The sequence below is a fragment of the Bacillus sp. Bvel1 genome, from assembly GCF_014872755.1.
GTDB classification, from domain to species: Bacteria; Bacillota; Bacilli; order Bacillales; family Bacillaceae; genus Bacillus; species Bacillus velezensis.
In genome coordinates, this window is the sequence record NZ_JAAOBZ010000007.1 from 582022 (window position 1) to 602912 (window position 20891).

A 20891-nucleotide genomic window follows, 5' to 3' on the forward strand; every position below is an offset into this window, starting at 1 on the left:
TTTTTATAAGAAGGTAAATGGGTTTGTATCTGTTTCGGAAGCGAAAATGCGCACGTCATAGTTTTTCTCTCCGGCCATTGCCGTAAGCTTCTCAGCCGTGCCTTTTCTCATGATCTTTTCAGCATAATGCCCCGGGTCCACGACGTTTAATCCCATCATCATCGCATCATGCGCTACATGAAAATAAAGGTCGCCCGTCACGTAAACATCTGCACCTTTCCGCTTTGCCTGATAAATATATTTATTTCCGTCGCCGCCAAGAACCGCGACCTTTTTCACCTTGCTGTTTCGCTCTCCGACCATCCGGACTCCGTTAACGTCAAACTTTTCTTTCACAAACAGAGCAAACTCTTCAAGCGTCATGTCCTGCTGAAGTTTTCCGATCCGGCCGAGGCCTTTTTCAAGCGGAGACTGCTCCACCGGATAAATATCATATGCCACCTCTTCATACGGATGGCTTTTTTTCAGCGCTTTTACGACGGTTTTCTCCATACTTGCCGGAAAAACGGTCTCAAGTCTCACTTCATGGACGAGTTCCAGCTCTCCCGTCTGTCCGATAAACGGGTCTGCCCCGTCCAGCGGCTTAAAGCTCCCGATTCCCTCAGAAGAGAACGCGCAATGGCTGTAATTGCCGATATGTCCCGCTCCGGCGTTGCCGAGTGCGGTTCTTACAGCTTCTTCATAGTCTTTCGGAACATATACGGCAAGTTTTTTCATCGGGTCCGAATATGTCGGGACGAGCACTTCAGTGTCTGTCAGGCCGAGAGCTTCGGCAAGCAGATCGTTAACACCGCCGTCCGCTACATCAAGATTCGTATGAGCCGCATATACGGCAATATCATGCTTTATACATTTCTCAATCAGTCTTCCGCCCGGCTGATCAGTGGTGATCTGTTTAAGCGGCCGAAAAATCGGCGGATGGTGGGCGATAATTAAGTCAACTTTTTTCTCAATGGCTTCATCTACCGTTTGTTCCAAAACATCCAGTGTCACCATGACATTTTTCACCGGCTTATTCAATGTACCGATCTGCAGTCCGATTTTATCTCCTTCCACCGCATAAGCCTTCGGTGAAAATTGTTCAAACAGCTGGATGATTTCCTGTCCGTTCACATGTTTAGGCATGTCCGATTACCTCCTTCAGCAGAGAAATCCGCTCTTTCAATTCAGCTAATTTTTCATGATTTTCATGCTTTGCGCTGCGGCTGATCTGTTCATAAATTTGTTCAGTATGCTTAAGTTCCTGGCTCCATTTCCGAAGAAACACTTCATTCCTCTCTTTTAACAAAAACGGACCCGCAAGCATTCCGACAGCCATCGGCACATCCCGATAAGGCGCATCACGGTCGCCAGTTTCCGCAACGAGGATTTCATAACACTTTCCGTCTTCTTCGAGAATCACTTCATCAAGCAGTTCATAGCCTTCCTGATACAGCCACTCTCTTATATGAACGGCATGAATATTCGGCTGCAGAATCAGCCGTTCACGCCCTGTCAATTTCGTTTTTCCCGACTCCAAAATATGAGCGATCAGCGCTCCGCCCATGCCAGCGATCGTAATGGCGCCGGCTTCTCCTTTTTCAAGGACGCTCAGCCCGTCACCTTTCCTTACGGAGATAAGAGTGCTTAAGTCCAGTTTTTCCACCTGCTGTTTGGCGGATAGAAACGGTCCGTCTGTAATTTCACCGGCGATTGCCCGGCTTGCCAAATGATTCAAAACGGCATAGCAAGGAAGATACGCGTGGTCTGACCCGATATCAGCAACCAGGGCACCCGGAGGGATATATTCCGCCACAGACTGCAATCTTTTCGATAACTTCATTTCATTCACAATATCACAACTTTTCTCAGGTTCTTTTTCCTTTACTATCATATAAAAAAACCGCCCGGAATCCAAGCGGCGGATAGAGTTTTTCATATGTCTTTTATATAGGGACCGGTAAAGCTTTATTTAATGTCAGAAACCCATTTTGCCATGTCATCCAGCTTTTCGGCCGGCACAAGGCCCGCGGGCATCCCGTTGCCGCCTTTTTCAATTTTTGTTTTAATCTCAGCGACATCTTTTCTTTTGCCGACGCCTTTTAAGTTCGGCCCTGACACACCTTCATAGTTTTCTCCGTGACAGGTGATGCAGTTGGCTTTATAAATCTCTTCAGGTGAAGCGTTTGCAGTTTCCTTCTCGGCATTTTTGCTTTCACCGCCGCTTGCGATCTGATGCGCATCTCCATTGCCTTTTACAGCTAAAAAGAAAGTCAGCCCTATTCCCAGCACTGCAATGAGCAAAAAAGGAATCAGCGGATTCCACTTCATATCTCCATCCCCCTTTTTCATTCTTCCCCTATGTAAACACTTCTAATTCTAACTTATTTTTACAAAAAGTAAATGGTCTTGCTCAGCAATTTTATTGATTTCACAATTTATACAAAAAGCAAAAATAACTGTTTTGCTTACCACAAAATTATCTTTATTCTATTGTATAATGAATTGTATACGCTTACAATAAAGAATATAAATAAACTTGTCTCATTTTCCCCCTTTCAGGACATGCCGCATTTTTTCCGAACTCATTTGCAAAACATATGCTTATCCAGTAAAATAAAGGTATATTATCCATATATCTTATACATAAAAAAGAACGGATCAAAAAGACCCGTTCCATTCTATTCGAGAAAATCCTTCAGACGCTTGCTTCTGCTCGGATGTCTCAATTTGCGAAGCGCTTTTGCTTCAATTTGGCGAATACGCTCTCTCGTTACTCCAAACACTTTGCCGACTTCTTCCAAAGTTCTTGTGCGTCCGTCATCCAGACCGAAACGGAGACGCAGCACGTTTTCTTCACGATCTGTCAACGTATCCAGCACATCTTCCAGCTGTTCTTTTAAAAGCTCATATGCCGCATGATCCGACGGAGATGTCGCTTCCTGGTCTTCGATAAAATCACCGAGATGTGAGTCGTCTTCTTCACCGATCGGTGTTTCTAAAGAAACTGGCTCTTGAGCAATTTTTAATATTTCACGGACTTTTTCAGGCGTAAGATCCATGTCTTCAGCAATCTCTTCCGGTGTCGGCTCTCTGCCAAGATCCTGAAGAAGCTGACGCTGCACCCGGATTAATTTATTAATGGTTTCCACCATGTGAACCGGGATACGGATTGTTCTCGCCTGGTCAGCGATGGCGCGTGTAATCGCCTGTCTGATCCACCAAGTCGCATACGTACTGAATTTATATCCTTTACGGTAGTCAAACTTCTCGACGGCTTTCATGAGACCCATGTTTCCTTCTTGGATCAAGTCTAAGAAAAGCATGCCGCGGCCGACATACCGTTTAGCAATGCTGACAACTAAACGAAGGTTTGCTTCAGCCAGTCTGCGTTTAGATTCCTCGTCACCCTCTTCAATTTTTTGAGCGTAGGTGATTTCTTCTTTAGCAGAAAGAAGATTTACCCGTCCGATTTCCTTAAGGTACATGCGGACTGGATCATTGATCTTTACGCCAGGCGGTACGCTGAGGTCATTAAGGTCAAATTCTTCTTCGGCTTTGGCAAGCTGTTGAATATTAGGATCTTCCGTTTCTTCATTTTCACTAATTAATTCAACACCTTGTTCTCCTAAAAATTCATAATACTCATCCATTTGGTCTGATTCAATTTCAAAGCTGGACATGCGTTCAGCAATTTCTTCATATGTTAAAACGCCACGTTTTTTTCCAGTTTCAGTAAGCTGCTCTTTTACCTGGTCTAATGTAAGTTCTGTTTCTGTTTCGTGGGTTTGTTTATCAGCCATTATGGATCCCTCCTTCCAAAGCTTGCAACGAATTCTAAAAGCGGTATGTTTCTTATCCGACCCGAAAGCCTTCTCTCTTTTTCAGCATGCAGGGCTGCGGATAATAATGACAATTCATGATGAGGTTAAGCGATCTATTTGCTCCTCCGCAAGGAATCATTGCCAATCAGAACGCAAGCCTCTATTTGTTGTTACTTTAATGATCGGTTCAATGCAACAATTTCTTGAGCCAGAGACGCAGCTTTCACGAAGTCTTTCTGCCTCTCCGCATCTGCTCTTTCTGCTTCTTTTTCCTTTATCATTGACCATTTTCGGTGATCCAACACTTTTTTTACGTAATCGGATAACTCGGCCTCTGAGAGCTCCTCGTTTACTTGGAGCATCCCTATATCTGAAAGCAGCTGGCTGATTTCCTCATCCTGCATTCTCGCCATAAGATGCTGCGGCGTCATGTCAGCACCCTCTTCATAAACAGCGTACAGGTATGCTGCCAGCGCACGATGTCCGTCAATGTTAAATTCAAAGCCGACACGCTCAATCACTTTCTTGATGACGTTTCGGTCTCTCAGCATATGAGCGAGCAGAAGTCTTTCCGCGTTCTCATAGGCGGGACGGAGACGGCGCCGTTTCGCTTTTGTCGTCACCCGGGCCCGTCTTGTCTGCGGTTCGGCGTTTTTGTCGCCGGGGGCGTTTTGTCTGGCGTAGATGGAAAGCTGTTCCGTCAAAGATTCTACCGAAAGAGAAAATTCTGAGGCGAGCTGCTTCACATACATTTCCTGCTCAAGCGACCCGGAAAGAGCGCTGATTTCTTTCAGCACTTCTTTCATATAAGCGAGCCGGTCTCCTTCGTCAGATAAGTTTTTCCCTTTGCGGAAATATTGCATTTTAAAAGCCATGACCGTAACGCTTGCATCAATGATATCGGTCCGGAATTTTTCTCCGCCCCGGGTTCTGATATAATCATCAGGATCAAGCCCGTCAGGCAGCATGCTTACTCTTACCTTACAATCGGCTTTCTGGAGCAGGCCGGCCGCTTTCAGCGTAGCTTCGTACCCGGCTTTATCCGAATCGTAGCAGAGAATGACCTCCTGAACATTTCTTCTGAGAATTTTCACATGCTCTTCGGTGAGCGACGTCCCCATTGTGGCGATACTTTCTTTTACGCCTGAGCTGACGGCGGATATGACGTCAGCGAAGCCTTCAAACAGAACGGCTCTCTCCTCTTTCCTGATCGGCAGGCGCGCCTTATGAAAGTTATACAGCAGCTTAGATTTATGAAACAGCGGCGTTTCCGGGCTGTTCATATACTTCGGCTGCTGGCTTCCGAGCGCCCTTCCTGAAAAAGCCGCCACGGCTCCGTGGTGATCATGAATGGGAAACATAATTCTGTTTCTGAAACGGTCAAAATACCCGCTGCCGTCTTCTCTTCTGATCAGCAGACCCGCTTTTTCCATCATTTCTTCCTCAAAACCGCGCTTTTTCAAGAATTTCGTCATGAAATCCCAGGAATCCAGCGCGTAGCCGATTTCAAACTCATCTATGAGCTCTTTCGTAAAACCCCTTGATAAAAGGTAATCTAACGCTTCCTGGCCTTCCTTTGTATTTATTAGCAAATGATGGTAAAATTTCTTCAGAAGCTCGTGGGCTTCCGCCATCTTCTGCTCTCCGGAAGATTCAGGCCTGGATGCAGAGTGAATCGTTATATCATCAGGGAAATCAATCTGATATTTATCCGCAAGGTGAGAAACAGCTTCCGTAAATGAATAGCCTTCCATCTGCCGTAAGAAAGAGAAAACGTTCCCGCCCGCTCCGCATCCGAAGCAATGAAAGATCTGCTTATCGCTGGAGACGGAAAACGAGGGCGTGTTTTCCCCGTGAAACGGACAGAGCCCAAAGTAGTTGCGGCCTTGCTTTTTCAATTGGACATAATCACCTATGACTTCAACAATGTCTGCTGACTGCTGCACCTGATTAACTACTTCATCTGGTATGCGGTTTCCCATCTTATAACACTCCGTCGTACATTATTCGATGTTTTGATTTGAAATCCCTTCATCATTCGACAGGATTTTTTTAAGCAGGGTAACAAATCGATTCCGATCTTCTTTATTTAATTTTTTAGGTCCTTTGGAATGAATGCCGCTTCTCCTCATTTTGCCTGACATATGACGGCTCATCAGAGCGAAGTCAATCGTGTCTTCAGTATAAGAACGGCCCCTTTCCGATAAGACGGCAATATTTCTGTTCAGCAAAAGAGATGCTAAACCGATATCCTGCGTGACTACGACGTCTCCCGATCGCACATGGTTTGCGATATATAAATCTGCCGCTTCTTTATGAGGATCAACGTATACCCAGTTCTCGTCTTTGCTTCTGGAAATCTGGTAGTGTTCAAATGATGCGACGAAAATAACCCGAACGCTGAATTGCGATGCAATGAGCATTATTTCCTCTTTTACGGGGCATGCGTCTGCATCGACAAAAATCGTCTTTTCTTTTTCATTTAGAAGACTAATTCTCCATCCCTCCATCAATCTCCTGCATAAAAACAAGCGAAATCGCATATGCTCCATGACTGCGGATCTATTTTGAGCTTTGTCGAAAAATTTCCGGGAGTTATTCTTGACATCTTACCCATAATAGTTTATTCGTATCACACGAAGCTTAAACCTAAAAATAAACATTTTATCACAATTTTTTATTATAATACAAACTTCGCGAAGATGCCATCCTTTTTGTTTATTCCCTATTTGCATACCCAAAAACCCAGGATAAAGCGTCCTGAGTTATCGGCCCTTTGTTTTGAGATGATGAATGATGTTCGCTGTTTCTTCGACTGCTTTATTCGAAACGTCAACGACTTGGCAGCCGATCCGGTCCACGATTTTCTCAAAATACTCCAGCTCTTCTTTAATTCTGTTGATATTGGCGTAAATGGCTTTGTCATTTAAGCCGAGAGATTTTAACCGTTCTTTACGTATATGGTTCAGTTTATCAGGGCTGATTTTTAAGCCGATGCATTTTTTCGGATCAACGCTGAACAGTTCTTCCGGCGGGTCGACCTCAGGAACGATCGGCACATTGGCCACTTTCAGACGCTTATGGGCAAGATATTGTGATAATGGGGTTTTAGACGTTCTGGATACTCCGAGCAGGATGATATCGGCTTTTAAAATGCCTCTTGGATCCCTGCCATCGTCATATTTGACGGCAAACTCGATCGCCTCGACCTTTTTGAAATAATCTTCATCAAGCTGCCGGACGCGGCCGGGCTCATATTTGGCGGTCAAACCGTAAGCCGATTCCATTTTATCGATGAGCGGACCGATAATATCGTAATACAGCACATTCGCTTTTTCCGCTTGTTCAACCAGGTATTTGCGCATTTCAGGAACAACGAGCGTAAAACAAATAATGCCGCCGTCCGCTTTGGCGAGAGACACGACTTCATTAATGGTGCCGATATCTTCCACATAAGGTATTCTTCTGATATGCGTATCATCGGCTGAGCCGTTAAACTGGCTGAGCGAGGCTTTTACAACGAGTTCGGCGGTTTCTCCGACTGAGTCTGATACTACATAAATGATGCGATTGTCCATGTTATCCCCCCGTTAGTTTTCAAGCTTATATGATTTCATTTTCTGATAAACTGACAAGTATCTTAGTCATATTCGTTTTGGTAAACCGGCCGATGACCTCAAAGCCTTTATCCGTATCTTTAATAACGGGCAGGGCATCGATCTGTTTTTCAATTAAATACTTGGCGATGTCCATCACATAATCATCACGCCGGCAGACGGCGATATTCGGCATTCTTGTCATGATAATATGAACCGGTATTGAGGCAAGTTCCTGCTGGCCGATGCTCGCCCGCAGCAAATCTTTGCGTGACAGCACACCGACTAAGACAGCATCACGATCTACGACAAATAACGTGCCGACATCTTCTAAAAACATGGTGCAGATGGCATCGTATACCGAGACATTTTCATTGATGACAACAGGGATCGATTGAAAATCTTTCACTTGCAGCTTTTTCAATTTATCCGCAAGCAGCTGATTTCCCGTTTTCCCCGTATAAAAATAACCGACCCGCGGACGGGCCTCTAAGAAGCCTGACATGGTGAGTATGGCCAAGTCCGGCCGCAGCGTGGCCCTCGTTAAATTGAGCTGTTCTGCGATATGCTCTCCGGTAATCGGGCCGTTTTCCTTTACAATCTGTAAAATTTGTTCTTGCCGTTTATTTAATTCGATCGTACTCACCACCTTTATGGAAGGGTTTCTTTATCTATGTTTTCATTCTGTGATGTTTATGTAAAAGGGGAAAAGACGATTGCCGATCACACAGCAACCGTCTTTTTCTTTATTTTACAATAAGATGATTCATATTAGCAAAAGACTTGATCACATCTGCAAGAGCGGTCATTTGCGCTAAACGGTTGGTTTTTAATGCTTCATCGTCCGCATTTACCATCGTGTGATTAAAGTAATCTTCGATCGGCTCTTTTAATCCGCTGAGCACGGCAAGCGCCTGTTCATAGTTTTTGGAGGCAAAGCTTTCCGCGACACTGTCTTTTGTTTTTTCATAAGCGTCAAACAGCTTTTTCTCCTGTTCATTTTCAAACAGATCCGGCTTGATATCGCGGCTCTCGCCTTTTTTACTGATGGAGATAACCCGGCCGAGTGATTCAGCCGTTTCTTTAAAGCCGGGTGTGCCGAGGTGCTTCTCAAGCACTCTTGCCTTATGAACGGCTGCATACGGCTCAAGCTCTGTGCTGTCCAGAACGGCTTCAATAACGTCATGACGGATGTCTTCGGCGTTTAAGACGTATTTCAGACGCTGTGTAAAGAAATCGAGGAGCTCATTCTCTTTTTCCGTTTCTGTCAACGACAGCAGTTCTTTAAAAGAAATGCCCCAGTTGCGGTCGATCAGAATGGAAACAATGCCGCTTGCCTGACGGCGCAATCCGTACGGATCCTGAGAACCTGTCGGAATTACGTCAATGCTGAAGAAGGAAGCAATCGTGTCCAGTTTATCAGCTAACGCCACGACCGCGCCGGTAAAGGTTGAAGGCACTTCTCCCCCGGCCGCTCTCGGCATATAGTGCTCATTGACAGCGGCAGCGACGGCATCATCTTCACCGAGCATGCGCGCATATTTTTCTCCCATCACGCCTTGAAGCTCAGGGAACTCATAGATCATATGTGTAACCAGGTCAAATTTAGAAATCTCTGCGGCGCGCTTCACAAGTTTTTGCGTCTGTTCATCCGCTTTCAGGCGGACGGCAAGTTTGCCCGCAATGGTGACCGCTCTTCTTACTTTATCTCCAAGGGAGCCGAGCTCTTCATGGAAAACGATATTTTCCAATTTCTTCACGTTTTCATCAATGTTCAGCTTTTGGTCTTCTTTGTAGAAGAACGCAGCATCTGAAAGCCTTGCTCTCAGCACTTTCTCGTTTCCGCGGGCAACATTTTCAATTGCATGGCTGTTCCCGTTTCGCACCGTAATAAAATGAGGAAGCAAATTCCCGTTTTCATCTTTTACCGGGAAGTAGCGCTGATGCTCTTTCATTGTTGTCACAAGCACTTCTTCAGGGATAGAAAGAAACTCGGATTCAAAAGATCCGTAAAGCGCCGTCGGATATTCCACCAGATGGTTGACTTCGTTCAGCAGATCCTCATCGACCGGAATATTCCATTTCTTCTTGGCCGCAAGCGCATCCAGCTGGCTTTGGATCATTTGTTTGCGTTCTTTCGGGTCAGCAATGACGCTTTGTTCTTTCAGCAGCTTTTCGTATGATGACGGCGCATCAACAGATACTTCTTGGCCGAGAAAGCGGTGTCCCTGCGTGTTCCGGCCCGTCTTGACATTTGTGATTTCAAACGGAATGACGTCTTTTCCAAAGAGGGCGGCAATCCATTTGATCGGACGGATATAGCGCAGATCCTGCGTGCCCCAGCGCATGTTTTTCGGAAAATGCATTCCGGCAATCAAATTTTCCAGCTGCGGTAAAAGTGTCTTCGTCTCTTGTCCCGCCTGGAATTTTTGAACGAAGACATATTCCGTGCCGTTTACATCTTTTATATACAGGTCATCCACTCCGGCGCCTTGGCCTTTTGAAAATCCGATAGCGGCTTTTGTCCAGTTTCCGTCAGCATCCAGAGCGATTTTTTTCGCAGGGCCTTTTGCTTCTTCCTGAATATCAGCCTGTTTTTCTGCTACGTCTTTTATATATACTGCCAGACGTCTCGGCGTATTAAAAAGTTTCACTTCGCCGTGGGCGATATTTTTTTCAGCAAGCCAGCCGGTCAGCTTTTCACCGAGCTGCACCATGCTGTCATGTAAAAACCGCGCCGGCATTTCCTCGAGTCCGATCTCTAAAAGCAAGTCTTGTTTACTCATGGGAAGAGCCCTCCTCTTTAAGCATTGGGAACCCTAATTTTTCCCGTTCTTCATAATACGTTTTTGCCACTTTTCTCGCTAAGTTGCGGACACGGCCGATATAACCCGTCCGCTCTGTCACAGAGATCGCGCCTTTTGCATCAAGCAGATTAAATGTGTGAGAGCATTTCAGCACATAATCATAGGCCGGATGCACAAGCCCGTTATCCATTTGTCTGATCGCTTCTTTTTCATAGGTGCTGAACAAATGGAAAAGCATATCCACGTCAGATGTTTCGAAAGTATAAACGGAATGCTCATATTCAGCCATCATAAATAAATCTTTCACAGTAAATCCTGACGTCCATTCAAGATCAAAGACGTTTTCTTTATCCTGAATATATGACGCGAGACGTTCAATACCATATGTGATCTCAACGGACACCGGCTTACATTCAATTCCGCCCACCTGCTGGAAATATGTAAACTGAGTAATTTCCATCCCGTCAAGCCATACTTCCCAGCCGAGACCTGCACAGCCTAAAGACGGGTTTTCCCAGTTGTCTTCTACGAAACGGATATCATGTTCAAGCGGGTCAATGCCGAGCGCACGCAATGAATCAAGGTAAAGCTCTTGAATGTTATCAGGCGACGGCTTAATAATGACTTGGAATTGGTGATGCTGATAGAGCCTGTTCGGGTTTTCACCGTACCGTCCGTCCGCAGGCCGTCTGGACGGCTCAACGTAAGCCACTCTCCACGGCTCCGGCCCGATGCTTCGTAAAAATGTATACGGGCTCATTGTGCCTGCGCCTTTCTCCACATCATACGACTGCATGAGCACACAGCCTTCATTCGACCAGTGCTTCTGCAAGGTTAAAATCATATCTTGAATGTTCATTTCAAGCACCTCCACTTTCTCCATTCTTTTACAAGTGCGGCGGCAACCAAAAAACTCCCGTCTCTATGCTTGCCGGCCGCAAACATAGGGACGAGAGTTCTCCCGCGGTTCCACCCTAGTTGCTGAGGATGTGAATCACTCAGCCTCTTTTTAAAGGGTTGCTCGAGAATGCCTTTCGTTGCGCGCTCATCCTTAGCTTACACTGTCCTAAGGTCGCTTGTATGAGTTGGACGCAAGTACTTCTTTCTGTCACTGCAACATATTTTATAATAAATGATCATATAAAAAGATGGGCAGAATGTCAACTTTTGTTTTCATCCAAAAGGTTCTTCATGCTTTCCATCTGGTCTAAAAACCGTTTTGACTTTAAATAAAGTCCTGAATATTCCTCGTAATACAGATCAATGACCTGTTTAATTTCGTTTTTGGTTTCCTGTTTTAACGAGACGCTGCCGAGCCTTCCGATATCAAAGTAATAAAAAAGCCTTAGCAGCCTTGCCGTTTGCGGCGAAATCGGAACTCTGTACGGATCCTTTTCAAAGCAGCGGTGGCAGATAAAACCGTTATCTCTTATCGAAAAATGAAACGTCCCTTCCCCGCTTTTGCAGTGGACACAATGATTCAGCTCCGGATACAGCCCCATGACGCCGAGCATTTTCATCTGCACGATGAATGTGATCACGTCCGGGTCAGTCCCGTCATTCAGCCTCTTAAAGGATTCGAGAATCAATTCGAATAAATAGGGGTTCGGTTTCTTCTCTTCCGTTCCTTTGTCAGTGAGTTCAGCGATAAAAGCGGCATACGCCGTCAAAAATAAATCTTCTCTGATCGTTCTCATGCTGAGAATCATTTCACCCTGCTGGAGCGTGCCGAGTCCGGATGTTCTTTGCATTAAAAATGACCCGTACAAAAACGGCTGGCTGACTGCTGACAGCCGGCTGGCTGACTTCCTGGCGCCCCTTGCCATGACGCCGATTTTGCCGTGTTCCCTCGTCAGCAATGTCACGATTTTATTCGTCTCCCCGTAGTCATTCGTACGGAGCACGATTCCTTCACATTTAGTCAGCATTTCCGCACCTTCCAACAACGGGAGGGGCCAAGAGGTTTACAAAATTGGAAAATCAATTCGGGCTAGCTCATCTTCCGGTTCTTCGGGTCTTTCCAGGTTCTCTTTTTCCAGTTCTTTAAAAAGAAGGTACGTATCAACACTTCCTGTTTGAGAAAATACGTTCCAGGTAAAATTCAACACAAAAAACCCACCTTTCATCATTAAACTAGCTTGCCAATCCAAATTCTTACCCTTATCTTGACCTGATGTCCTCCTTTTCATGTTAAACAAATTTTGCTAACGAAGCCCTGTTTCTGTGAGGTAATCCCACACATCAGGCATGCGCTTTAGATGAATTAATATTCATCCTCTTTGAAGCCGAAATCACGCAGCTGAGACATTTTATTCCGCCAGTCCTTCTGCACTTTCACCCATAATTCGAGGTAAACGCGTGAACCCAGCAGCGCTTCAATATCAGCCCGCGCTCTTTTGCCGACTTCTTTCAGAAGCGCTCCTTTTTTCCCGATGACGATGCCTTTTTGAGAATCCCGCTCAACTACAATGGTGGCGGCGACATGGACGGAGCCGTTTTCCTGCCCTTTAATGGACTCGATAGCGACAGCGATGCTGTGCGGCACTTCTTCCCTTGTCAGATGGAGCACCTTTTCCCTGATCAGTTCAGAAATAATGAACCGCTCGGGATGGTCAGTCACCTGATCGCTCGGATAGAATTGAGGCCCTTCCGGTAAATACGCTTCAACCTGCGCGAGAAGGGTTTCGACGTTGTTCCCTTCCAAAGCTGAGATCGGCACGATTTCTTTAAACGGATAGCGCGCACGGTACTCATCAATTAAAAGAAGCAGCTGGTCAGGGTGGATCTTATCAATTTTGTTTACGATCAGAAAGACCGGCGTGGACGTCTGTCCGAGCTTTTCAATGATAAACTCGTCGCCCTTTCCGTACCCTTCTTCGGCGTTGATCATAAATAACACCAAGTCAACTTCTTTCAGCGTATTCTGCGCCACTTTCATCATAAAGTCGCCAAGCTTGTGCTTCGGTTTGTGAATGCCCGGTGTATCAATAAAAATAGTCTGCGACGTGCCGGTTGTCAGCACCCCTTGGACTTTATTTCTTGTCGTCTGGGGTTTGTCGCTCATGATGGCGATCTTTTGACCGATGACCCTGTTTAAAAAGGTAGACTTTCCTACGTTCGGTCTTCCGATGATAGATACAAATCCTGATTTAAAGCTTTCGTTCGTCATGTAAATCCTCCGATGAAAATGCGCCCGGCAATAATTCTTCCGCAGTCATTTCTTTTATTTGTCCTTGTAAGTTGGTCAGAATAACAAGCATATCCTTTGAGCACAGCTCGGAAATTACTTGTCTGCAGGCTCCGCACGGCGAAACCGGTCCCGGAGTATCCGCAGCCACGGCGAGCATCGCAAATTCCGTATCCCCCTCGGAAACAGCTTTGAATATCGCCGTGCGTTCAGCACAGTTGCACATGCTGTATGCCGCATTTTCAATATTGCAGCCTCTGTACACTTTTCCGTCTTTGGTAAGAAGAGCGGCTCCCACTCTGAAATTTGAATACGGCACATACGCTGTGTCCCGTGCTTTTAATGCTTCTGCAATCAATTCTTGTCTGTTCATGTGTACTTAATTCCTCTCTTACCTTTATCCTGTATGATACCGCTGTCACTTTTATTTTACATAATTATGATCGGTTTTTCACGCCCATTTTTGGCAATGTAAAATAATTGTAAGAATCTTCTGCTAACATATCTTCGGCAGGAAGATGAGTAAACCAATGATACACGATATCACGGCAAAGACGCAAACGGCTCCGGCGGCCGCGTCCTTTGCCGCTTTTGCGAGCGGGTGATACTGATCAGTAACTAAATCCACAACATGCTCTATCGCCGTATTTAAAAGCTCCAAAGCAAGCATCCCTCCGATCAGCACCAAAACAACGGCCCATTCGGCTGTGCTCAGCCCGGTGAGAAAACCGCAAACGATAACGGCGCAGGCCGCGGTAATATGAAATTGAAAATTCCGCTCTGACCGCGCCGTTTTCCAGATTCCCCTCCATGCATGGACAAAGCTCTTCAGGAACCTGCTCCACTCGTTTTTATGATCTCGTGAGTCCATACTCATCCAGCAAATCCTTTTGCTTTGAAAACATTTCTTCCTCTTCTTCTTTTGTCATGTGATCATAGCCAAGCAAATGCAAAAAGCCGTGCACGGCCAGAAAACCGAGCTCTCTCATAAACGAATGGCCGTACTCTTCCGCCTGCTCTTTCGTTCTGTCTGCGCTGATGATAATATCTCCTAAAACAGGCGGCATGTCGGCGCCTACGATTTCCACCTCGTCTTCGCCTTCTTCTTCAAGCGCAAACGAAATGACGTCAGTCGGAGTGTCTTTTCCCCGGTAGTCTCTGTTGATTTCTCTGATTTCTTCATTTGTCACAATCGTGACCGATACTTCAGCCTGATCCTGAACGCCTTCTTTTTCCGCCGCGAATTGGAGCAGCTTCTCCACTTCTTGGAGCGCATCAGCTGAGACGCTGTTCGTTTCATCAACAATATCTATGAGTAAACCCATTTATTTCACCTTCTTCGTAGCCTCCGGATATTCAATCCGGGAGTGGAAAATTCCTTTTAAAGTCGCACATAGCGTTTTGGCGATCGTATCCAGTTCTCGGAACGTGAGATCACATTCTGAGAATTGTCCGTCCTGAAGCTTATCGGATATAATTCCCCGCACCAGTTTTTCGATCCGCTCGGGATTGGGATTATGCATGGAACGGACGGCGGCTTCAACGCTGTCGGCCACTGAGATAATAGCCGCTTCTTTCGATTGCGGCTTCGGCCCCGGGTAGCGGAACTCTTTCTCTGTAATCTGGTCGCCCTTTTCTTTCGCTTTATAATAAAAGAATTTTAAAAGGGACGTTCCGTGATGCTGCTCCGCGATATCCACAAGCTCTTTCGGAAACTTATAGCTTCTGAGCATATTCGCACCGTCTGTCGTATGTGCGATAATGATATTTTTGCTGAGCTGAGGAGACAGCTTGTCATGCGGATTATCCATATTCATCTGATTTTCAATAAAATATTGCGGACGTTTCGTTTTGCCGAGATCGTGATAATACGCTCCGACCCGTGCTAAAAGACCGTTTGCCCCTACGGCTTCACAAGCCGCTTCCGACAGATTTGCCACCATGACGCTGTGATGATATGTACCGGGTGTTTCCGTTAAAATCTTTCGAAGCAGGGGATGATTCGGATTAGACAGTTCAATCAGCCTCATCGTTGAAAGAATGCCGAATCCCGTCTCAAAAAACGGCATCAGACCGATAATCAAAACGGATGAAGCAAGTCCCGAGACGACCCCCATCAGCATCAGCGTTCCGATTTCAACAGGTGACAGCGCCGTATTTTGTATTAATAAAAGCGACAGCACGATAATCATATTAATAAATGAGACGAACAGTCCCGCCTGCAATATTTTTGATCTCGCATTGTGTTTCCCCAAAAACAGAATGCCTGAAATGCTGCTGATTAAATAGTAAATGCCGATGACGTAATTAAATGTTCCCGTCACACCCTGATTAAACATCATACTGCCGCAGATCGCCAGAATGATGCTTCCTAAAATGGCGAGCCTTTCATTGAGCAGCAGCCTGATTAAAATCGCGCCGGCGGCGATCGGCACAAGATAGCCGATATTGGTGTATTCAATCTTCTGAAAGAGACTGACGACTTCCATAATGACGAGAATAAGCGTTGTAATGATAGAAAACAGCAAAAGAGATTTATTTTTCAGCTTAAGCTCCTGCTGCTGTTTCTCAAAATAGTAGACAAGCGTGGCGATAAACAGCCCGATCATCAGAAGCAGACCGCTGATCGGCTTTAACAGGTTGGAATTATTCAAAAGCCCCGTCAGTTCAAGCTTCCTGTATACTTCCCGGTCGATCAGGTCATTCTCTTCCACGAGAACCTGTCCCTGTTTGATCTGTACCGGCTGGACGCTGTCTGACGCTTCCTGGCGTTTTTCATCCGTCGCTTTCGGATCAAATACGTAATTCGGAATGACCGCGTATTTTCCGATTTCAGTCGCAGCCGCTAAATATTTTGACGGCACAGAAGCGCTTTTCAGCTCTTTTGCGACCTTATCCTTCGCTTCGGCAAGCTTTTCAGAAGGAATTTCACTGCTCATCACCGTATTCACCGCGGTAATGACGGAATCCCTCACAAATGAGAAATCTTCATTGTTTGCATGGAGAAGCGATTTAATGGCATCTTCCGAGACGGATTCATTGACATCCTGTGTCAGCTTGTTTTTCACCGATTTGACCAATGATTTTTCCGAAGGTGACTTTTTGTCTTTTTCCGCATCTTTTTTCACTTCGCCGATGCTGTCAAAAATGGAAGTGATCAGGTCAAGCCGGTTGTCGGTATAGCCTTTTTTCAGGGTGTATTGATCTTCCACCGCATCTTCGGCCGCCTGTTTTTTCGATTCCGTCGCCTGCTGATCTTCCACTGTGGCGGGCGCGTAAATCGTCTTATCACTGACTGAAAACAAATCCAAATTAAGTGATTCAGGTTTTACATGAATAAAGAGCAAACCAAACATGATCGCTGAAAGCAGCAGGTACAGCAGCACATGGGCTGAGCGGGCATGTCTGAAACTGCGGAACCGTTCCCGGGCGCTTTTGCCCTTTTCCTTCTTTTTCAAAACAAGAACCTCCTCCCTGAAACATCAGGAACACATCATATAAAAATGACCCGATAACGGGAGATCGGGTCATTTTTGCATTACTTTTGCTTATCATAAGCTTCAATAATTTTTGCAACAAGCGGATGCCTGACCACATCTGTCTGGTCAAGTTCAATCACGGAGATGCCGTTTATGTCCTTCAGCATATCCTTCGCTACTGCAAGTCCCGATGTGACGCCTTTCGGCAGGTCAATTTGGCTTACGTCGCCCGTAATGATCATTTTAGAGCCAAAACCCAATCTCGTCAAAAACATTTTCATTTGAGCGGGAGTGGTATTCTGGGCTTCATCAAGAATCACATACGCGTCGTCAAGCGTCCGCCCTCTCATATAGGCAAGCGGGGCGATTTCAATAACCCCTCTTTCCATAAGACGCTCCGTATGGTCGCTTCCGAGCACATCATGGAGCGCGTCATACAGCGGGCGCAGATAAGGATCTACTTTTTCCTTTAAATCTCCGGGCAGAAAGCCGAGGCTCTCGCCGGCTTCCACAGCGGGTCTTGTTAAAATGATTTTTTTAATGTGGCCGTTTTTTAAAGCATGCACCGCTTTTACGACCGCCAAATAAGTTTTGCCGGTTCCCGCCGGCCCGATGCCGAACACCATGTCGTTTTTCTTCATCGCCGCCACATATTCTCTTTGGCCGAGGGTTTTGACACGGATCGGTTTGCCTTTTGCCGTTTTCGTTATTTCCTCTTCATACATGCTTTCAAAATAGTCCAGTTCATCTTTTTTTGCCATTTTCACGGCATACAGCACATCACGTTCCGAAATCTCGATCCCCTTGCGAATTAAAGTAAGGAGCGAGCCCAATAATCTGTCAGCGATCTCAAATGTTTCATCATTCCCGGAAACGTAAATGGTTTCACCGCGCGTGATGAGGCTAATGCCCAGATCCTTCTCCATTAAATGTAAAAAGGCATCTTGGCTGCCGAACAAAGAAAGTGCTTCGTCCGGGCTTTTCAGTTTGTGATTAATCGCAAGTAAATGTTCTGCCATTCTTTAGTCTCCCTGAACAATAGGTGTGGTTTGAACGATATCTTCTATAACTTGGTAGAGAATAATCAACTTTACTTTACCATTCTCAACGGATTGGTGCAAAACTTTTTCACTTTCCACCTCTCCGCTGCCGTTTAATCGCTTTTCTACATCTTGTCTTCCCATTTTGATACCGGCCTGAACCGCTTCGCCTTTCGTATAAGTCCGCACGGTTGTTTCACTTTCTCTTGTCTGTTCTTGAACGTAAGAAATCGGAAGCTTCATCCCCAGAAATTGAAACGGGTGCTTTTCTTCCTCTGTTTTCGGATGTTTCAGCGGCTCCTCATTAAATTCAAAGCCCCAAAAAGGCACGCCCCATGATCCGAAAGACAGCTTGTGCTTCGTCCTTACTTTACCCGTATATAGCGTAAATGATGTTTCAAGAGGCACGGTTACTTCTGACTTGTACCATGTTTCCCCGTAAATTTCCGCTTTTGAGGCGACTTTCCGATCTTCATTTCCGATCAGTCCTGAGACGAGAAGCTGTCCTTTGTCAACATGATCGTTCACAAAAGCCATCGGCTGCCCCTTTTGCACGAACATCCTTTTGATGACCGCCTTCTTTTTGGCAACGATATGGCGGGGGCTCACGTACTTTTCTTTTGTCGGTTCGTTTTTTTCGACCACTTTCATATGAAGGGCTGTCCCGTTCAATTCCACACCGACCCACGTAATATTATCAATGCCGTTTGTTAATGATTTTTGAATTTTCTCCGGCGTCATCATTAAAAATTGCAAACGTCCTTTTTTCACACCGATTTCTTCAAGGTGCTTTACCATCTGATGCTCGGTTTCGGGCTTGGCCCCTTTAATATCAATGTCCCAAATCATGTTGGACAAAAGAAACAATATAACGAAAAACATCACAAATCCCGCAGTGAAGCCCAGGTTTAATTTTGATTTGAGAAGCAGAAAGGGAAGACCCTTTCTTTTTGTAAAGCTTGCTTTGCATTCATGTTTTCTGATGACTCTTCTGAAAGCATGTACATCTTGAAGCTGAATCATCAGCAGAACACAGTCTTGCTTTTTTTTCACCGCAAAGATGGCGATTCCGTTTCTCGTGCATTCATTCAGCAGCCGTTCAATCCCTTTTCCTTTGACTTCCATTTGGACTTTACCCGAAAAAAATGACAGCCATTTGTTTTTCACATTATTTCCCCCCGGCTTTATGAATCGACATATCGTACGTGATCTATCGTGCCTTCCAAAAGAATTTCTTCAGGAAGGATTGCCTTAATGACCAAGTTTTTTCCTGATATGATACATTGCCCCTGCTTGAGCATCAGCCTGACTTCTTCTTCGCTGAACAGCAGGAGGCCTCTGTGATTCTCTATGTAGATATGAAGTCTGCCGACCATCGTAATCCGAGGCAGATCCATCATAACGTCCGGGGGAATTTCCAATGCTCTTGTCAGCCATGCCTTTACACGATTCTTTCTTTGCCCCATAAAAAAAGAACCCCCTTTCATCTCATATGTATGATTTGAAAAGGGGTTCTAACACTTTATTTTTTACCGATGCTCCGCATGGTCCGGTGCGGTTTTTTTGCACGGGGCGGACCCAAAACCTCACTGAATATAATGCCTTGAACCGCAGTTTCTTTATTTATTTTGAGGGCTGATTTCTTCAGAGACGCGTTTCGTGCGCGTTGAGATGTCAGCTTATGTTCAAGCCCGTTAAACATCTGCTCCGTCTCCGCTAGGCGCTTTTCAGCTTCCCTTCTTTTTTGCTCAAAAGGGTTCTCTTCTGAAACGGCAGGCAATTCTTCCGCTTCCGGCTTATGCTCTTTCTGCGGCTGTTTTTGATCCTGCTTTTTTGCCTGATTTTCGGGGCGTGTACCCGGCGGCCGTTTTTCATCTTTGTTTTTCTTGCCGAATATTGCCGATATAATGCCGATGACGGCGGCAATGACGAGCGGATTTGTCAGAATCTCGTGCATATAGCGGCTCCCTCCTTAATAGAGAGGTTATTGTTGGTCTTCATCTTGCTGGTCATTCGTCAGCTTGCCGATAGAATCCCTCATGTCCGTATCCGCGTCGATATTTTTTATGTTCATATAGTCCATGACGCCGATGTTTCCTTCACGCAGCGCTTCTGCCATCGCAAGCGGCACTTCGGCTTCTGCTTCCACGACTTTTGCACGCATTTCTTCTACGCGAGCGCGCATTTCCTGCTCTTGGGCGACCGCCATGGCGCGGCGCTCTTCGGCTTTGGCCTGCGCAATGTTTTTGTCTGCTTCTGCTTGATCCGTTTGAAGAATCGCTCCGATGTTTTTGCCGATATCAACGTCGGCGATGTCAATCGAAAGAATTTCAAAGGCGGTGCCTGAATCCAGCCCTTTGCCAAGTACGGTCTGCGAAATCATATCAGGGTTTTCAAGCACTTTTTTATGATTACCCGAGGAACCGATTGTCGAGACAATCCCTTCTCCGACACGGGCGACAACCGTCTCTTCTCCCGCTCCTCCGACAAGGCGCTCGATATTGGCTCTTACGGTGATTCTGGCTTTTGCTTTTACTTCAATTCCGTCCATGGCGACACCCGCGATAAACGGTGTTTCAATGACCTTCGGATTGACGCTCATCTGCACGGCTTCCAATACGTCACGCCCGGCCAGGTCAATGGCTGCGCAGCGTTCAAATGTCAGCTCAATATTGGCGCGCTGTGCCGCAATCAGGGCATTGACCACCCTGTCAACATTACCACCGGCCAGATAATGGCTTTCGAGCTGATTTGTTGTTGCGGATAGGCCGGCTTTGTGCGCTTTAATTAACGGATTGACAACGCGGCTTGGTATGACGCGCCGCAGCCTCATTCCGACCAAAGTGAAAATGCTGATTCTGACTCCTGCCGCAAGCGCCGAAATCCATAGCATCACCGGTACAAAGGTGAAGAATATGGCTAACACGATTATGGCAGCTGCAACTATTGCTAAAATCGCCAAACTTGACAGTTCCATCT

General features: G+C 45.8%; 21 protein-coding genes and 1 pseudogene. All 22 read right to left on the reverse strand.

Annotated elements, in window-relative coordinates:
* Positions 1 to 3: 3 nt before the first annotated feature.
* Positions 4 to 1125, reverse strand: coding sequence for a Nif3-like dinuclear metal center hexameric protein (locus tag HAP68_RS12130; RefSeq protein ID WP_024085615.1), 1122 nt, complete (start codon positions 1123 to 1125; stop codon positions 4 to 6).
* On the reverse strand, positions 1118 to 1822 hold the full coding sequence (locus tag HAP68_RS12135) for a tRNA (adenine(22)-N(1))-methyltransferase (RefSeq protein WP_032865765.1): 705 nt from the start codon (positions 1820 to 1822) through the stop codon (positions 1118 to 1120). The genes HAP68_RS12130 and HAP68_RS12135 overlap by 8 nt, the downstream gene beginning before the upstream one ends.
* Before the next feature lie 125 nt (positions 1823 to 1947).
* Positions 1948 to 2310, reverse strand: a complete 363-nt coding sequence (gene cccA / locus HAP68_RS12140; RefSeq protein WP_003152999.1) for a cytochrome c550 — start codon at positions 2308 to 2310, stop codon at positions 1948 to 1950.
* Positions 2311 to 2660: 350 nt separating this feature from the next.
* Positions 2661 to 3782, reverse strand: a complete 1122-nt coding sequence (rpoD, locus tag HAP68_RS12145) for an RNA polymerase sigma factor RpoD (protein ID WP_003152998.1) — start codon at positions 3780 to 3782, stop codon at positions 2661 to 2663.
* Between the two features lie 191 nt (positions 3783 to 3973).
* On the reverse strand, positions 3974 to 5785 hold the full coding sequence (gene dnaG, locus HAP68_RS12150; RefSeq protein ID WP_003152996.1) for a DNA primase: 1812 nt from the start codon (positions 5783 to 5785) through the stop codon (positions 3974 to 3976).
* Positions 5786 to 5806: 21 nt separating this feature from the next.
* Positions 5807 to 6313 carry a YaiI/YqxD family protein gene (locus tag HAP68_RS12155; RefSeq protein WP_003152993.1) on the reverse strand — a complete coding sequence of 169 codons (507 nt, stop codon included), beginning with the start codon at positions 6311 to 6313 and terminating at the stop codon, positions 5807 to 5809.
* 255 nt (positions 6314 to 6568) lie between these two features.
* Positions 6569 to 7381, reverse strand: a complete 813-nt coding sequence (locus tag HAP68_RS12160) for a pyruvate, water dikinase regulatory protein (protein ID WP_003152991.1) — start codon at positions 7379 to 7381, stop codon at positions 6569 to 6571.
* Between the two features lie 25 nt (positions 7382 to 7406).
* Entirely contained in the window at positions 7407 to 8045 is a 639-nt protein-coding gene (ccpN, locus tag HAP68_RS12165) for a transcriptional regulator CcpN (protein ID WP_003152989.1), read from the reverse strand.
* Positions 8046 to 8145: 100 nt separating this feature from the next.
* Complete coding sequence (gene glyS / locus HAP68_RS12170; protein ID WP_024085617.1) at positions 8146 to 10185, reverse strand: glycine--tRNA ligase subunit beta; 2040 nt, start codon at positions 10183 to 10185, stop codon at positions 8146 to 8148.
* Positions 10178 to 11065, reverse strand: a complete 888-nt coding sequence (gene glyQ / locus HAP68_RS12175; RefSeq protein ID WP_003152984.1) for a glycine--tRNA ligase subunit alpha — start codon at positions 11063 to 11065, stop codon at positions 10178 to 10180. The genes glyS and glyQ overlap by 8 nt, the downstream gene beginning before the upstream one ends.
* Before the next feature lie 301 nt (positions 11066 to 11366).
* Positions 11367 to 12134 (reverse strand): DNA repair protein RecO, encoded by a 768-nt coding sequence (gene recO / locus HAP68_RS12180; protein WP_003152982.1) that lies wholly within the window; start codon positions 12132 to 12134, stop codon positions 11367 to 11369.
* A gap of 36 nt (positions 12135 to 12170) precedes the next feature.
* Positions 12171 to 12314 (reverse strand): YqzL family protein, encoded by a 144-nt coding sequence (locus HAP68_RS12185; protein ID WP_007408286.1) that lies wholly within the window; start codon positions 12312 to 12314, stop codon positions 12171 to 12173.
* A 155-nt stretch (positions 12315 to 12469) separates the two neighbouring features.
* Entirely contained in the window at positions 12470 to 13375 is a 906-nt protein-coding gene (gene era, locus HAP68_RS12190; RefSeq protein ID WP_003152978.1) for a GTPase Era, read from the reverse strand.
* Positions 13356 to 13766, reverse strand: a complete 411-nt coding sequence (locus tag HAP68_RS12195; protein ID WP_003152976.1) for a cytidine deaminase — start codon at positions 13764 to 13766, stop codon at positions 13356 to 13358. Before HAP68_RS12195 ends, era begins: the two co-directional genes overlap by 20 nt.
* 123 nt (positions 13767 to 13889) lie before the next feature.
* Positions 13890 to 14264 carry a diacylglycerol kinase family protein gene (locus HAP68_RS12200; RefSeq protein ID WP_003152974.1) on the reverse strand — a complete coding sequence of 125 codons (375 nt, stop codon included), beginning with the start codon at positions 14262 to 14264 and terminating at the stop codon, positions 13890 to 13892.
* Entirely contained in the window at positions 14245 to 14718 is a 474-nt protein-coding gene (ybeY, locus tag HAP68_RS12205) for an rRNA maturation RNase YbeY (RefSeq protein WP_003152973.1), read from the reverse strand. Before ybeY ends, HAP68_RS12200 begins: the two co-directional genes overlap by 20 nt.
* Entirely contained in the window at positions 14719 to 16851 is a 2133-nt protein-coding gene (locus HAP68_RS12210; protein ID WP_003152972.1) for an HD family phosphohydrolase, read from the reverse strand.
* 80 nt (positions 16852 to 16931) lie between these two features.
* Positions 16932 to 17891 carry a PhoH family protein gene (locus HAP68_RS12215; protein ID WP_003152970.1) on the reverse strand — a complete coding sequence of 320 codons (960 nt, stop codon included), beginning with the start codon at positions 17889 to 17891 and terminating at the stop codon, positions 16932 to 16934.
* Positions 17855 to 19079 (reverse strand): annotated as a pseudogene (yqfD, locus tag HAP68_RS12220) (sporulation protein YqfD). The gene HAP68_RS12215 and the pseudogene yqfD overlap by 37 nt, the downstream one beginning before the upstream one ends.
* A 17-nt stretch (positions 19080 to 19096) precedes the next feature.
* Positions 19097 to 19378 (reverse strand): sporulation protein YqfC, encoded by a 282-nt coding sequence (gene yqfC, locus HAP68_RS12225; protein WP_003152966.1) that lies wholly within the window; start codon positions 19376 to 19378, stop codon positions 19097 to 19099.
* A gap of 56 nt (positions 19379 to 19434) precedes the next feature.
* A complete protein-coding gene (locus HAP68_RS12230; protein ID WP_024085620.1) occupies positions 19435 to 19869 on the reverse strand; it encodes a hypothetical protein in 435 nt (144 codons plus the stop codon).
* Positions 19870 to 19896: 27 nt separating this feature from the next.
* Positions 19897 to 20889, reverse strand: a complete 993-nt coding sequence (gene floA / locus HAP68_RS12235; protein WP_003152961.1) for a flotillin-like protein FloA — start codon at positions 20887 to 20889, stop codon at positions 19897 to 19899.
* Positions 20890 to 20891: the final 2 nt, after the last annotated feature.

Bases quoted from the DNA above. Each gene is read 5' to 3' on its own strand.
- HAP68_RS12130 (WP_024085615.1), bottom strand. From the start codon at position 1,125: ATGCCTAAACATGTGAACGGACAGGAAATCATCCAGCTGTTTGAACAA.
- HAP68_RS12135 (WP_032865765.1), bottom strand. From the start codon at position 1,822: ATGAAGTTATCGAAAAGATTGCAGTCTGTGGCGGAATATATCCCTCCG.
- cccA (WP_003152999.1), bottom strand. From the start codon at position 2,310: ATGAAGTGGAATCCGCTGATTCCTTTTTTGCTCATTGCAGTGCTGGGA.
- rpoD (WP_003152998.1), bottom strand. From the start codon at position 3,782: ATGGCTGATAAACAAACCCACGAAACAGAAACAGAACTTACATTAGAC.
- dnaG (WP_003152996.1), bottom strand. From the start codon at position 5,785: ATGGGAAACCGCATACCAGATGAAGTAGTTAATCAGGTGCAGCAGTCA.
- HAP68_RS12155 (WP_003152993.1), bottom strand. From the start codon at position 6,313: ATGGAGGGATGGAGAATTAGTCTTCTAAATGAAAAAGAAAAGACGATT.
- HAP68_RS12160 (WP_003152991.1), bottom strand. From the start codon at position 7,381: ATGGACAATCGCATCATTTATGTAGTATCAGACTCAGTCGGAGAAACC.
- glyS (WP_024085617.1), bottom strand. From the start codon at position 10,185: ATGAGTAAACAAGACTTGCTTTTAGAGATCGGACTCGAGGAAATGCCG.
- glyQ (WP_003152984.1), bottom strand. From the start codon at position 11,065: ATGAACATTCAAGATATGATTTTAACCTTGCAGAAGCACTGGTCGAAT.
- recO (WP_003152982.1), bottom strand. From the start codon at position 12,134: ATGCTGACTAAATGTGAAGGAATCGTGCTCCGTACGAATGACTACGGG.
- era (WP_003152978.1), bottom strand. From the start codon at position 13,375: ATGACGAACGAAAGCTTTAAATCAGGATTTGTATCTATCATCGGAAGA.
- HAP68_RS12195 (WP_003152976.1), bottom strand. From the start codon at position 13,766: ATGAACAGACAAGAATTGATTGCAGAAGCATTAAAAGCACGGGACACA.
- HAP68_RS12200 (WP_003152974.1), bottom strand. From the start codon at position 14,264: ATGGACTCACGAGATCATAAAAACGAGTGGAGCAGGTTCCTGAAGAGC.
- ybeY (WP_003152973.1), bottom strand. From the start codon at position 14,718: ATGGGTTTACTCATAGATATTGTTGATGAAACGAACAGCGTCTCAGCT.
- HAP68_RS12215 (WP_003152970.1), bottom strand. From the start codon at position 17,891: ATGGCAGAACATTTACTTGCGATTAATCACAAACTGAAAAGCCCGGAC.
- yqfC (WP_003152966.1), bottom strand. From the start codon at position 19,378: ATGGGGCAAAGAAAGAATCGTGTAAAGGCATGGCTGACAAGAGCATTG.
- HAP68_RS12230 (WP_024085620.1), bottom strand. From the start codon at position 19,869: ATGCACGAGATTCTGACAAATCCGCTCGTCATTGCCGCCGTCATCGGC.
- floA (WP_003152961.1), bottom strand. From the start codon at position 20,889: ATGGAACTGTCAAGTTTGGCGATTTTAGCAATAGTTGCAGCTGCCATA.